At 52.9% G+C, this 14,238-nt stretch carries 9 protein-coding genes and 1 pseudogene; 2 read left to right on the top strand and 8 right to left on the bottom strand.

Annotated elements, in window-relative coordinates; all coding sequences use genetic code 11:
- Positions 1 to 19: 19 nt before the first annotated feature.
- Both U869_RS29355 and U869_RS30585 read right to left on the bottom strand, forming a co-directional pair.
- Positions 20 to 331, bottom strand: a pseudogene (locus tag U869_RS29355) (type II toxin-antitoxin system RelE/ParE family toxin).
- Positions 331 to 591 carry a type II toxin-antitoxin system ParD family antitoxin gene (locus U869_RS30585; protein WP_369795089.1) on the bottom strand — a complete coding sequence of 87 codons (261 nt, stop codon included), beginning with the start codon at positions 589 to 591 and terminating at the stop codon, positions 331 to 333. The pseudogene U869_RS29355 and the gene U869_RS30585 overlap by 1 nt, the downstream one beginning before the upstream one ends.
- A 32-nt stretch (positions 592 to 623) precedes the next feature.
- Between U869_RS30585 and U869_RS29350 the strand changes: the two genes are divergently transcribed.
- Together U869_RS29350 and U869_RS32530 are read left to right on the top strand one after the other, a co-directional pair.
- Positions 624 to 884: a hypothetical protein gene (locus U869_RS29350; RefSeq protein ID WP_232785347.1), complete on the top strand. Its 261-nt coding sequence runs from the start codon at positions 624 to 626 to the stop codon at positions 882 to 884.
- Positions 881 to 976, top strand: coding sequence for a SymE family type I addiction module toxin (locus tag U869_RS32530; RefSeq protein ID WP_232785349.1), 96 nt, complete (start codon positions 881 to 883; stop codon positions 974 to 976). Before U869_RS29350 ends, U869_RS32530 begins: the two co-directional genes overlap by 4 nt.
- Before the next feature lie 369 nt (positions 977 to 1,345).
- Here U869_RS32530 and U869_RS0110365 read toward each other — a convergent pair whose 3' ends face one another.
- From U869_RS0110365 to tssM, 6 genes are all read right to left on the bottom strand, one after another.
- The gene (locus U869_RS0110365; protein WP_025123025.1) at positions 1,346 to 1,663 is read right to left on the bottom strand and encodes a hypothetical protein; all 318 of its coding nucleotides are present in this window, start codon (positions 1,661 to 1,663) and stop codon (positions 1,346 to 1,348) included.
- A 20-nt stretch (positions 1,664 to 1,683) separates the two neighbouring features.
- Positions 1,684 to 6,297, bottom strand: coding sequence for an RHS repeat-associated core domain-containing protein (locus tag U869_RS0110360; RefSeq protein WP_025123024.1), 4,614 nt, complete (start codon positions 6,295 to 6,297; stop codon positions 1,684 to 1,686).
- Between the two features lie 12 nt (positions 6,298 to 6,309).
- Positions 6,310 to 6,780, bottom strand: a complete 471-nt coding sequence (locus tag U869_RS0110355; protein WP_025123023.1) for a DcrB-related protein — start codon at positions 6,778 to 6,780, stop codon at positions 6,310 to 6,312.
- A gap of 63 nt (positions 6,781 to 6,843) precedes the next feature.
- A complete protein-coding gene (locus U869_RS0110350) occupies positions 6,844 to 8,763 on the bottom strand; it encodes a type VI secretion system tip protein VgrG (protein WP_198530709.1) in 1,920 nt (639 codons plus the stop codon).
- Between the two features lie 412 nt (positions 8,764 to 9,175).
- Positions 9,176 to 10,579 carry a VasL domain-containing protein gene (locus tag U869_RS0110345; RefSeq protein ID WP_025123021.1) on the bottom strand — a complete coding sequence of 468 codons (1,404 nt, stop codon included), beginning with the start codon at positions 10,577 to 10,579 and terminating at the stop codon, positions 9,176 to 9,178.
- A gap of 116 nt (positions 10,580 to 10,695) precedes the next feature.
- Complete coding sequence (tssM, locus tag U869_RS0110340) at positions 10,696 to 14,229, bottom strand: type VI secretion system membrane subunit TssM (protein ID WP_025123020.1); 3,534 nt, start codon at positions 14,227 to 14,229, stop codon at positions 10,696 to 10,698.
- Positions 14,230 to 14,238 lie beyond the last annotated feature (9 nt).

Below are 14,238 nucleotides of genomic sequence, written 5' to 3'. Positions count from 1 at the left end.
CATGATATCTCACAGCCCGCTATTCTTCTTCCGACAGCAAGGTGTTTTCATAGTCTTGCCCACCGTAGTAGATACCTAACACATTTACCGTTTCAGCTTCCACCATAAAGGCAATCGCCGTCCGTTTACGGTAATTGGTCACCCGTAACCCTGGTAGGATATCGTCGCGCGGATTTCCCCGATGTGGGAACAACTTCTAGGCCTCGCAGTATTCCACGATATTTTCTGTACACAGTAAGGCTGTTTGTGGTGTAGCGGCGTTCGCAATGTAATGGTATAGCCTGGCAAGTTGCTCTTCTGCTTGCGGTGAGAATACCACCCTGTATCCCATCAGCTTTCTCCAGTCACCTTTTGGTGTTCTGCTTTCAGACGTGCCCTGACATCTTTACCACTGACGCTTTTCGATTCGCCATTTTTCAGCGCATTCCATGCAGGAACAACTTGTTGTTGAAGCCATTTTTCTACGGCTTGATCACGCGCTAGCAGCGCCCTAAGCCCCTCGCGGATAACCTCACTTTCCGAGGCATATTCGCCACTGGCCACCCTGGCTTTTATCTGCGCGGCCAGCCGGTCACGGTAAATATTGAGCAGAGAAGGTTGATTATTCAGGTGAGGGAGTGTGTATGAACTGGACTCATATTATAAAGACAACCACGGGTGAATTTATTCCTGAACTGATTATCAACGGCAAGGATATTATCAAGGCGGAGTTTACGCCTGGCGCTGCATTTAAGATAGAACAGTATCGGGATGGACTGGTAATTACCCTTTCCGCCAATGAGGCAGAGATTGAGCGGTTATTATTGGAAGTGGACACTCATCCTCATACTGGCGCAGATTGGATAAGGGATAACGGCGAGCTGTATCTGGCGGGGACTGGCTGACACAAAGCGGCCTTACCGGGCAACCGCTGGCGCTCAGCATGATGCCCGGTAAGGTGGTGATTCAGGTACAGCAGGGTAATATATTTGCGTAACAACAGATAAAAGATGGCTGGTAAGACTCAGAGAGATATTTCCAGCTATTTGAGCGACTTTCAGGTCGCTCTTTATTTTTTCAATACAGAAACCATTGCTAACATGTGTAACCTGAAGCTACGATTTCGATATAACTATCATTTCCAACAATTAAGATAACAGCCAGGAAGAGTCTTGCACATCTTTTCATTCAAAGATAAATATTCAAAAAAACTTTGTCTTTTGATGACTCTAGCATTTTCCATGTGTCAGATGATATTTTATTTAGCATGTTATTTCTATATAACCCGACAATCTATTTCATATCTTCTTCAATTTATGATACATGAGTCTATGGTAGGGATACCCCTAGGGATATCCCTATATTTTTAGTCATTATGACACGAGTTGTGCAGGCCTACATTTAATTTAAGCTTAATCATGTTGATAAGATCATTCAACTCACAAACCAAATCATGATTATTTTCGTTATTTTTTTTACATGATAAATACTCAATCATTTCCTCTCTAGGATTTTGGGATAAAAAAATAACGCATTCATCATGAATATCATGATCGCCTATAAAATCGTCATCAACATATGCTTCAATATATATATCTACAATCCTCTTCAAGGCTCCTATTGATTTATCCCTACAAAAATCTTCCACACTTTTATTAAACCGAGTATAGATATCACTTTCCATCTCCTACCTCATTAATATCATCAGTTATAAGGCGCTCTTGTTGGTTTCATATCTATATGCACATCAGCCGCATGATTAGAATTCGTCCCTTTATGGGAAGGAGAACCCATGTCATTATATTGAGTAGAATGCTTCGGCTTATAGTTTCCATTCGTTACTTTGGCTGTAGGCACACTTTCCTTATGGAAATGTGGAACTTCATCCGCATAGCCCAAATTAGGATTTCTCACTTTTCGTGGATCAATGCGAACAGAAGCAGTATTTCCATCTGGTAGTGCTTTTGTCCAGATCTCGCCGCCACTATGGGCAGAAGTAGAGGTATATCCTCGACGACGTAATCCTTGACGAACTTGACCAGGGGTTTTTCCAGCAAAACTTGGCAATGAACTCATTTCCTCAGAGATATTTTGGGCACTTCTAAAACGACCATTACTATCCCTCAAAGGACACCCAGCCAACCCAAGCGGATCTACCCATGTAAGGGGATTATGAACATAAGCGTAAGGGTTATTTCCCCCCGCCAGCCCTATCGGGTCTGGACACAGATACTGTCCCGTATCCACATCATAATAGCGGAAACGGTTATAATGCAACCCAGATTCAGCATCTGCATACTGTCCGGCGAACCGTAAATTGCAGGTGACCTTATCTTCGTCGTTGGCCGCTTGTTGCCACAACTCTGTTTTACCCCAGGTACTCAGGCGGTCTGCCCAAACCATTTTCCCCTGTTCGTTGAGCAATTCACGTGGGGTACCCAGGTGATCGGCAACAACATAATGAAGCTTGCCTTGTTCGTAACGGGCTACCGGAGTTAACGCTCCCGGTGTATACAACCAGTGGATACTCTCCTCATAGGCAACGGTACCATCTGCATAGATCGGGGCTTCTTCAATCAGTTGATCGCCACTCCACAGGTACTCATAACCCTGCACCATAGCACTAGCCGGTTGAATGACTGGTGCGGGCGAATCAAACAATGGGTTAAATGGTTTGTTATCTACTACCCGCAGTTTTCGGATCCGCCGGCCAAAAGCATCATAACCATAGCGCCATCGCTCACCTTTCGGCGTCATCAGCTCAGATAACTGATCCTGTTCATTCCAGCGGTAACGCCACACCTGTGGCCGGAACCCTTCTTTCAGAACACGTTTTTCAACCAGTCGTCCCCCTATGTCGTAATGATATTGGTTGTTACCGCAAGATATAACACGGCCAGCCCGCTGGTGCTGCTGCTCTTGCTGTAAAGCAGCCTCAGCCCCACGTGGCATGCGGGCATGCAATGTCAGGTTCTGATTAGCATCGTAGGTAAACTGTTCAATTAGCGGTAGAATACCACCAAAATTCGCGCGAATTATCTGGTCATTAAGGTCATATTGGTACTGTGTTTTACCCCAGCGCCCATCATCAATCCCCACCACGTTGTAGGCTTGGTCATACTGCCAACTGCGGTTGACTGCACTACCATGCAACGCCGGTGTCATTGCGTCTGGTGTCATTAATTGCTGTTGGAACAAAGATGAGTTACGCCCTGCCGCCTGATTGGCCAACAATCCCACCGCGGTATAATTGCAGGCCTGGATGAACCCGGCAGCACTTTCGCGTACGGTTTCCCGGCCCAGCTTATCGTGGCGGAAATGTAAAGGCTGATAACCCGCAAGCGCTAACTGCGTCAGTTCGCCCTGAAGACCATACTCAAAATCAAGCCCAAGCTCTCCAACCAACCGTGCCGTTGGCGTACCGTTTTGCGGATCCCACTGGTGCTTAACTTCTCGCCCATTCAAGCGTTCTGCTATCAGTTGTCCTGTATCATCATAATCAAACTCAACAACAGCCTCTGTATTTTCAGCTTTGAGTAAGCGCCCCTGTTCGTCGTAGCTGTAATTGACCGTTGCGACCAGCGTGGAACTCAATTTATCACTGCGCCATGTCTGCTGAGCCAGAACCTGATCGCGCGGTGAGTATTGCCAACGGATCACCCGGCGATCGGGATAACGCGCCCAAATGCGCCGCCCCACTAAGTCATATTGATATTGAATGGTACGCCCAGTGAAATCCGTCTCCGCAATAACCTGTCCAGCCAAATCGCGGGTAAAACGATAAGTTTCACCCAATGCATTAGTGACAGCGTTAAGTCGGGTTAGCTTGTCATAATTAAATGTTAACTTTTGACCATCAGGGCGAATAAGCCCCGTCAGTAAATCAAAACCACCGTATTCGTAGCGGGTCGTTTTGCCTGCACCATCAGTCATTGCCGCTATGCGTTTTTCACTGTCATAGGCAATCACCTGCCTGACTCCATCAGGCAGATAGACCTGGCTGACACTGCCTGTTGGGCTGGCGTGCGATGGGCAAAACACATAACGTGTGGTTTGCCCTAAAGGATCCTGTATATCTTTCAGACGGCCAAAGACATCTTGGTTGAGCAACGTAACGCCGCCATCAGGTGCAAGAACCTCTCTAACCTGATGCTGAGTGTTATAGCTGTAACGCCATTCGGCACCGTTTGGCAGGATCTGGCGTACCATCTCTCCTTTTGCGCCATAGCGGTATTCTTGCCGTAAGCCTTGTGGATCGACAACATTGCACAGTTGCCCTTCATCGCCATAGAAAAACTGCCAACCTTTACCATCCGGTAAGGTGCTGCTTATGACCTGCCCAAATCCGTTGTACCCATGGCGATAAATTTCACCAGTAGAGGTCGTGATCTGCTCTAATTCGCCAAATTGATTACGTTCGTACTCCACTCGGCGTCCCAGAGGATCCGTTTCAGAAAGTTTGTTGCCGAACGTCCATTCAGTCAAACGTTCACGCCCCAGTGGGTCACTTTCACGGGTCACCTGGCCATCACTGTTATACCAAAAACGGGTGCATCCTCCCTCCGCATCCAGATAGGTTGTGCATTGCGCGACATCATCGTAGATAAAACGATCTTGGTAATGCCCGCTAGCAGTGCGTGTGGACAGTACTCTACCAAGAGCGTCGTAGTGAATATGAGCATCAGTCTTGTCGGTATCATGCCAGCGGGTCATGTGACCGGCAGCATTATACTCATGATAAAGATGGGTAAATTGGAAAGTATCGCATTCAGCCAACAGGCCGCTGGCAGCATAATGGCACTTAACCAACCATTGGCGCTGTACTGGCGTAACCAAGTCGATCATAGACAATTGCTGTTGATGATAACTCAGTTCAAGTGAATAGCCGTCGCTGTGCTCAATGTGTGAAAGTTGTCGTTCATCAGAATAGCGAAAACGAATTAGATTGCCGAAACGATCGCTGATGGAAGATAAGCGGCATACATTCCCTTGCCGCTCGGCAAAACTCATGATCTGTTGGGTTTGCCGGTTAAAGATATGCAATACGCCACTACGTTGACCATAGAGCAGATAATGACCCTCGTGAAGATTGATAGCCTTCACATCGTCGTCGTCTTGCGGTGCATCGTAAGTCAGCAATACACCTTCATGGTTGCGGAAACGAATAACATCCCCCTCCACAATCAGTTGCTGTGACCAATCATCTGCCCATTTATCACCAAAACTACCTGCCAAATGCCCGCTGGAACGGTACAACCGGGTTAATGACAATGGCAATATTCCCGGAATGTCAATCATTGGCCATACTTGCAGGAAATCCCCCGTTGCCGCATCCACAGGCTCACCGGGTTTGGTACATTTGTTATTGCTGCAGCCTTTGGTTTCTGCCGAAGTTGTTGGCTTGCTGCCCTTTTTCTTCCCTTTGGGTATCGGCAGAAAACTGGCGACGATAGTGACCCAGCGCAGGGCCGAGTTGCGGCTGTCTTTGACTTTAAAAACCTGGGCAGTTTCTGTGGTTTCCATAATAGTCGCAGCTGCGCTATTGATGTTGGCATCGCAGGTGGTACGGTGCCCTAAACGGGCAATTTGTTTGCCGTTGGCATAAACCGTTTTCGCCCCTTCCGCAATAACCGGTGGGGGACCGGGATGATCGCTACATACGATAGAATCCCCAACTCGAGCCACCTTTTTCCCTTCAAAGTAAACGTTGGGAGAACCGTCGATAATCGTGCCTTTGTTATCACCGTATTGCCCCATCACTGCGCAAGCGGTGGCTACACCCGCACCAACAAATCCGCCTGCTGCCGCTGCTGCTGCCACAACAACCAGTGCCGCACCACCAGTAGCAACCACCAAAGCACCGACGCCAACGGCAACTACCGCGCCAAGCAATATTCCGCCCAATGCCCCCCAGGTGCCGAGGTCTTTCTTTTGGTGCGCAATAAAATCACCCATGCGCGCCGGAGCATCCCCCTCCGTTGCTACTTTTTTCCACCCAAAGGATTCAGCAATGGCAGTACCGGCTTTTTCACCGACATAACTACCCGCTTGTGCGCCAAGGTAACCGGCCGCTAGCCCCACGGCGAAAGGTGCCCCAGCACCACTCGCGACAGCATAAGCCCCCATACCAGCCGTTACCGCAGTGTTTACCTCTTCACTCTCCATAAAACTCAGCGCTTGTTCGTTAAAGGACTCCGCGCTGTCTTCACTGGTATTCGGTGGTGTTGCCCCGCGTTGTTGCTCCATCACCTCCTGACGAACGGCAGAGCGCCCGCCAGCAGCACCTGCACCCGACCATACTCCTTGTGCAACACTCATAGCCCGCTCCTGTTACTCTGTTGCAGTTTTGCCTGCCGCCACCGGTTCCCGCAGTTGGAATGTACTCATCAACACGCTTATTTGTTGTCGCTGTTCATCTGTCATACCGCCCGGAACTGTGGCAGTGAAAACCAGCACTTTGGGATTGACATCTAGCAACATCATCAATTGATGAATAGGTCCCTGTGGCGATGACCAACTAAATTCAGAGGTAGTTGTATCGCGTGAATTTAGCGCCCCATTCTCTTGATTGATTTGCTGGTAATTTTTCAACTGCTTTGACAAACTGATGATTTCACGCTCAGCAAACTGACTGAATGACATGCCCCATGGGATAACGTCTCTGGAGATAGTAAAGCTGATACCGCTTTGATCGTTATCAGCCGCACTGAGCACCAGTACACTGAGATCTCTCCAGGCAGTAGGTAGCTCAATAGCACCTTCGTTAAATTGGAAAAGAGAGAGTTCATTAGGATTTAACATTATTTATCCCTAAATAATTTGGCTCAAGGCATCCCGTTAATCAGAATGCCATTCGTAATAAATTCACTTATTTAAATGAATAACGGGTCCACTAACAAATATTCCATTAGCATCGAGCTGAATGCTTGAACCACCGAATTTGAGCACAATGCTTCCAGTAGTCATTTTAATTTCGCCAGCTCCCACCTTCAGTGTGATGACGTCTGAGGATTCATAAAGCTGTGTTCCAAGACCACTCTTGCCTGCTTTAGCTTTTACCTGAACCTGATTAGCGCTGGTGCTGCGCATGGTACAAATGGTTTCCGACAGACCTCCCTGCTTCACGGTCTTGGTTTCGTTACCAGCAAGAATATTTAGCGTCCGGTTGCCTGACTCTACGGTAAGGGATTGATCGTTTTTAACAATCGTCTCCATATCCCGCTGAGCATGCAGATGCAGCCCCTCGCCCCCCTTCGCATCCTCGAACCGCAGTTCGTTAAACCCCTCGCCCTTATGGGTCTTGGAGCGGAACGCCATCTGGGTCTTACTGGCCGGCAGCGATCCCGGCGGGATGTTGTTGGCGTGATAGGTACGCCCGGTGACGATTGGTTGGTCTGGATCCCCATGCAGGAAATCCACCACCACTTCCTGGCCGATACGCGGAATAGCCAACATCCCCCAGCCCTGCCCTGCCCACGGCTGTGTCACGCGGATCCAGCACGAGCTGTTGTCGTTGCTCTCCCCGTAGCGGTCCCACAGGAATTGCAGGCGGATACGACCGAACTCGTCACAGTAGATTTCTTCCCCGGCTGGCCCCACCACCATCGCGATCTGCGGACCGTCCATGGCCGGTTTACTCATCGGCGATGGCCGCCAGGTCTGGGTATGCGGGATAAAGGTAAACTGGTTGCTCAGCGTCGTGCCTTGCCCACCGGACTCTTGCTCCAGCGCCTGCGGTTGGCTACCGCTGTGGGCAACACTCAGCACTTGCCACTGGTGGTTCAAATCCGCACGTGGGTGACTGGTCAGGGTAAACAGCTTGCCCGGGTGCAGGGCAAAATCGTTACTCTGCCCTTGCCCCAGATTGGCATCGTTACGCAGCGCTTCCAGACGATAGCGGGTGAAATCCTTGCCATGCGTTTCATCTTTGAACCGCCCTGGGAAATCGAAGTGTTCGTAGTCCGGACGCTGGTTTTGCAGTTCATTGGCCTGTTTGTCGAACGTCCCCCGCCACTGCGGATCCTTGAAGGTGTAATCCTTCAGTTGCACCATGGCGGTTCGCACCTGCGCACTGCGGGTGAAGGTGGTGACACACAGTTCCAGTGCCTGAGCGGCCACGCCCGGGTTATACGGCAGCGTCACGCCCTGCGGCATCGTGCCGACATCATCGGCATACACCACGGTGTTTTTGCCTTCGGTGAACTCGAAGTAGTAGAAAATCCCCTCTTCGGCGGCCAGGCGCTGGATAAAGTCAAAATCCGACTCCTGATACTGTACGCAAAACTCCCGCGCCGGGTGCGGGTAGCGCAAACCAAAGGCCACATCGGTAATGCCGTTTTCTTTCAGCAAGGTGGTGATGATGTCTTCAATGGTCTTTTGCTGGAAGATGCGCGAGTTGCGCCGCAGGGTGGTACGCCACAGCGCCGGGCGGATCACCATGCTGTAACGGGTCTGGTGTAAACCGGTATCGCCCTGTTCAAAGCTGGCCACCATGCCGGTGATGCTGCGTTGCAGCACGCCCTCACGCCAGACGAACAGCGTGGCATCCTCATCCAGCACCGCGGAAAAATCGATCGCCGGATCGGCACTGGCCAGGCCCACGTTCAGCACGAAGGGAGAAGAGAGCATCTCGGTCATGCTGAAGTCCGACACCACGAAAGTCTGCGGTGGCAAGCCCACCGCCGTGAGCGTGAACTGTAAACCACTCGGTTGTGCGCCGCCCATCAGGGCACCGGCAGCGGATGAGGCCAGGGATCCGGCGCTCCCCCCACCGGCAAAGTTCATCGGATTTACGCCTGTGGAAGGGGCCATGCCCGCCGCACTACCGCCGCTGACAATATTCATCGGCCTCACCCCTGCGGCGGAAGCGATACCTGCTGCACCACCGCCGCTGACAATGTTCATCGGCTTCACGCCTGTGGAGTGAACCATACCCGCAGCACTACTGTCGGTGAAAACGTTCACCGCCTTCTTCGCGACACCGGCCATCGACTCCGCTTGTTTGGCAGCATTGGTGACTTTCGCTGCCACCTTGCCCGCCTTGCCGCCAAGAGCGCCGGCTGCACTGCCCACCATATCCGCCACCTGATCGCCACTTACCGACGGCGTCTCCGAGGCCACCATGTTCTTCGGCTGCACACCGCCCTTAAGGCCGTTTTTCTTATCATCAGCAAACATATCTATTCCTTCCTGGAGGTTAACGGGCAGGCGCTACCTGCTGCGTTAATTGGTGATAACGACTGAGCAATGCATTCCAACGTTCGTCTATCTGTTTAATCAACAGCGGCGAAGCGGGTTGCTGCTGATCTACCGAAACCGCCAGTTGCCGCAGCAACTCTTCCAAAGGCGTTTCACGGTTCAATTCACTTTGCATCTGGTAAACCTGCGTTTTCAGATAAGAAAGCGTCAGGCTGCCGCGCGTCTGTTCCTGTTCGAGCAATTTGTCCGACAGCGCCTGCAAGCGTTGCTGTACCTGAAAATAGCTGCTATCGGCCCGTTCACTGCCAAGCCGCGCCTGCAACAGTTGCTGCCAACGCTGGCTTTGGGCGATCTGCTCCGGATCCGTCGGCCACAGTTGGTTAGCCAGCGCCACCGACGCGTCGGCAGTACGCAAACCGGCTAACGGCGAGAGGTTTTCCAGGGTACTCAATTGCTGTCCATAGCCGTCCTGCGTGGGTTGGGCCAGCCACAGCTGCACCGCAGCTTCCGGCGTCGCGGCTAACCCGGCCAGTCGTTCTTGCAGAGGTTTGACCTGCACCAGATAAGCCGCTCCGGCAACCAGCAGGCTGCACAGTACGCCGCACCCAAATCCCCAGATCCATCCCGCCGAGGCACGTTTGGTCGCCACGGGGGCAACCGGTGGCGCGGCATTAAAACGCACTTCTACATTAGGTAGCGGCGCTTCTTCTGGTGGCTGCGGTCTCACTGCGGGTTCTTCGTAACGTGGCGGCTCTTCCCGCGCGGCCGGTTTGGACTCAGAGAACACCGTGCGGATCGGCTCCGTTTCCGGTACCGAGAGATACACCATCGGCGGCATCTTCAACGGTTGCGCTGGCGGCTGTTTCGCCGCTTCATGAGCCGCTTCGAGCCGTTTGGCGGTGTTCTGCATCAGGTACAGCAGGTTTTCAATGCGTGGCACGCGCTTTAGCTCGACCTGTTGCAGTTTGTCGCACAGCAGTTGCAATGCCCGCTCGGCGCGGTATATCAGGCGCAGGTCATCAATGACGAACTCATGCTGGCGCAGTTGGTTGCCGACACGGGCGTTAAACCACTCCAGGATTTCCGAGCGGGCCTGTTGCTGCTCTGGCCACAGGCGATCCCACTGGCTAACCACCATGCCCGCCAACAGCTCGCAGCTTTCGGTAAACCCGGCCAGCCCATGCTTTTGCGTACGCGCCAGGGCGTAATACGCCGTGGTTTGCAGATCGACCCCGTTGGTGCGGAACAGCGTCAGCGCCAGGGACTCAATCAGGCGCCAGTTAACCTCTGGCCGCGCCGGGTGGTTGATCTTGTTGATCTCTTCACGAATAGCACTGAACTCCGGCCACTGGCGCGGATCGCCACCGGTTTGAATGATGATATTTTCTGAGGCTTCGCTCATGCGGACTCATCCTTAAGGCGTCTCTCTGCCAGATCTGGCAGAGAGACGAGATAGCAACGATTAAGAAATGGGCGCAGCGTGCAGCGCCCCTACGTTGAGCTTCGTCAGCAGTCTCATTAATACAGCGTGTCTGGCAGGGAGAATTTGCTGAACAGACCGCCAGCGAACGGGTTATCGGACTCGTCCACATGGATGCGGTAAGTCATCTCGCCGCCGTCCACTTTGAAACGGACATCGAACGAGTTGGTCCCGACGTTGGTCAACTCACCGGCATTGATCAGCCGCAGTTGTGCCCAAGGGCCACTGAAGCTGAGAGAACGCGGTGACTTGCCGTTTTCATCCGGCACCAGTGTGACCTTGCTTTCTACCCCAGCACGCATGGAGTTTGGCCAAACCAGATGGACCATGTTGCCGCGGCCATGCGCGTAGTCCAGCAGTTGCCCATCCAGGTTCAGTACGCTGCGGCGCTTGTTGCCGCTCAGTAACACCGGTTCAATGGCAAACTGGGTACCCAGGCCATTTTGTGCCGAGAAGAAGGTGTCGCGGATCTTCTGCGCCTGCGCCAGTTGTTGCAGCACATCCGGGCGGATCAGCAGTTGACCGTCATTGCCACTGCTCAGGTTGTTATCCACAAACGGCTTCAGGTTCTGCTGATAGAAGCTGTCGAGAGTGCCCTTCGGCCCGAAGAAGCGTTCAAACTCGCTCAGCGGGACGTCCTGCTGCGATTTAGGATCGAACGGATAACGGCCAGCCAGGTAGGTCTGATACTGTTTCACTACCGTATCGTTCCACTCGACCTCCAGCGATTGGATCGCTTCCATCATCACCACGCGCCAAGCTTGATCGGCCAAGTCCCCGACCCAACGGTTCAGCGGTTCCGGCAGATTTTTTGCCAGTTGTTGAACTTCGAAGATCGGGTCGCTGCTGTTTTGATCCAGACGCAGTTGTACCGCCTTCATTGCGGCTTTTCCCGGTGCCGGTGAGTTTTGGATCGCCAGCAAGTACCGGTGCAGTTCGGTCAGTTTCTGGTAGACGCTTTGCATCACGCTGCCTTTGTCACCGTTTTCCACCAACACACCGGTTTCCGGCGCGAACTCGCGGTTGATGCGGCCCAGCAATTGATAATCGGTTTTTTGTAGCAGTTCCTGACGTTCTTTACCCTGCAACGCGGCAGGCAGCTCAGGCAGACGCGTGTTATCACTCAGCGTTTGCAAGGCACGGCGGAAAGGTTGCTCGCCGCTGATCACCTGTTCGATGGCGCTAATCGCCTGCGGCAGATCTTCAAACTCACCGACCGACAGGTTGTTCATCGCCGCACGCCAGGTAGCGGTATAGCCACCGATATACTGCTCGGTCACCTGCCGCTGGATCTCTTTACGATCCGCCTCGCTATACTCGACATTTTTGGTGAGATTCAGCACCCAGCTGTCCATCACCGTCAGATCAACCAACTGGTCATCCTGCTTGACGAAGTAGCTTTGCAAGCCGTTACGCGTCAGGAACTGCGGGATCACCAGCAGACGGTCGTTGCTGGAGACAAACACGTCGTCAAAGCTGGCACCGATCTGGTCACGCAAGTTCAGAGCCGGTGGTAGCGCATCCTGTGCCTTGATCCGCAAGTTCTGATAGACCCGCTGATAGATCGACAGCTTGCTCAATTCATTCTGGGCCGCCTTGATCGGCTGGAGGTAAGGAATAAAGCTCTTGATAGCCACCTGATCGCCACTTTCCCGCGCCGCATGCCAGTCGGTATGCTTCAACGCATAGTCAAGATGACCCATCAGTTGCTGTTGCAGCTCGCGCTGGCCGTTAAACTGCTGGCTCCAGCGATCGCCCATATACTGTTCCACCAGCGCAATATTGCGGCCGCTGCCGTCTTCCAGCATGCGCATCACACGCAGGATTTCGAGTTTTTCCTCGCTGCCCGGTGGAGCGGCATTCAGCTGTTCCAGCAGGCCGCTCATTAACGCAGGGACATAGCGCTGTTGCAGCAGTTGCAGATAGGTGCTTTCCACGTAAGGGCCAATGTTGCTGCCCTGATACAGCCCCATATCCGCCAGCAGACTATTGCGCTCATGGTAGTTACCGTAGGCCAGCGTGGCGTCACGGATCGGGTTGAGCAGTGGCAGTTGCAGATTGCCATAGCGATCGTCCCCCTTCGGCGCGGGGATCGACAGGAAGGTTTTGGCCTGGGCAAGCACTTCTTGCCCAGCACGGTAGTTGCTCTGATAGTAGTAATGCCAACAGCCCCATAGCGTCACCGCTACCACGGCCCCTACGCAGGAGAACACCATCAGGCGTTTTCTGGAGTGGCGCAGCCACAGGCCATTTTCACCCGCCAGATTCGGCTCCGCCAACAACACCTGGTTAAACAGGTCTTTGGTGAAGTACGGCGCGGTATCGGCCACCGGCCAGGTTGGGAAGGCCTGCGGCGCGAGGTGATACTGTACGGCGGCGGACTGGGTAAATACATCATCCATCTGTCCACGCTGTTGGGCAGAGGTCAGGTAGACACCGCGTAACAATGGCTGAGCATGATCACCGCTGTAGAGCACGCCTTCCAGCAGTTGCACCACATACTCTTGCAGACCCTGCATCTGGCGAGTAAAGCTGAACAGCTGGCTGCGCTGTCCGGCATCGACGCCGTTGAGCATCATATCCGGCATGGCCGCGTTAAGTTGCGCGATCCAATGCTGCCAGAACTCTTGCAGTTCTTTGCGCCACACCGCTGGATCGGCAGTATTCAGGCTGAACGTCACGCCCAGCACCGCTTCGCGCTGCACCTTGTCCAGCGTCTGGTACATCGCTTCGAACCCATACAACAGGTCTATTTTGGTAAACACCACGTACAGCGGTATCTGGCTATGCAGCGCCAGATGCACATCCTGTAAACGCTGATGAAGGCTGGCAATCATGTTTTCACGCTGAGCCTTGTTCGCCGTCAACAATTGGTGCAGATCGACGGTGAGGATCAGGCCGTTCAGCGGCTGACGCTTACGTTGTTCAACCAGCCAGGCCAGTAAACTTTGCCAAAGGCGGCTATTCAGCGCGGCTTTGCCCACGATCGACAGCGTCGGCTGTTCAATCAGTTCACCCGCCGGATCGATCAGTACCGCCTGCTCACCCAGCCAACAGCGCACATGCAGTTCACCCGCGTCTTCCACGCTGGTCAGCTCGGGGTTGGCGATTTCGGTGATCTTATAGCCTTCCTTGATCAGGGTGCTCTTACCGCTGTTGCGGGTGCCGATCACCATGTACCAAGGCAGGCGATAGAGATAAGCCGGGGTATTCAAACGACGTTGCAGTTGTTGTTTCCAGACGTTCAGATACTGGTTCTGCTGTGCAACATCGGCCAGGATCGGATCGTCGACCTGTGTTTTGGCCTGCAATTGCAGCTTTTCCAACTGTTGCAGGCGCCGCACCATCTTGAGGGTGAGCCAGCAAACGGCCAGCAGCACCACCAGCGCGGTCACCAGCCAACGGCTCAGCAAAGGCTCAAACGGCTGGTAGTCCTTCAGCTTCCATTCCGGCCCGTAAACCCATACCCAAATCAGGCCTATACAGGCCAGCAGTGCCAACACCACCGGCACCGAGGCTTTGATGCGCGGCATGGCTGGTCGTGCAAACTGAATAAAAGAGGGCAATCTCATGCTTTAACG

The sequence above is a fragment of the Serratia sp. H1w genome, assembly GCF_000633355.1.
In the GTDB taxonomy this organism is placed as follows: Bacteria; Pseudomonadota; Gammaproteobacteria; order Enterobacterales; family Enterobacteriaceae; genus Chania.
Note: the sequence above shows the minus strand (reverse complement) of the source record. Positions and strands in the feature narration are given on the sequence as shown.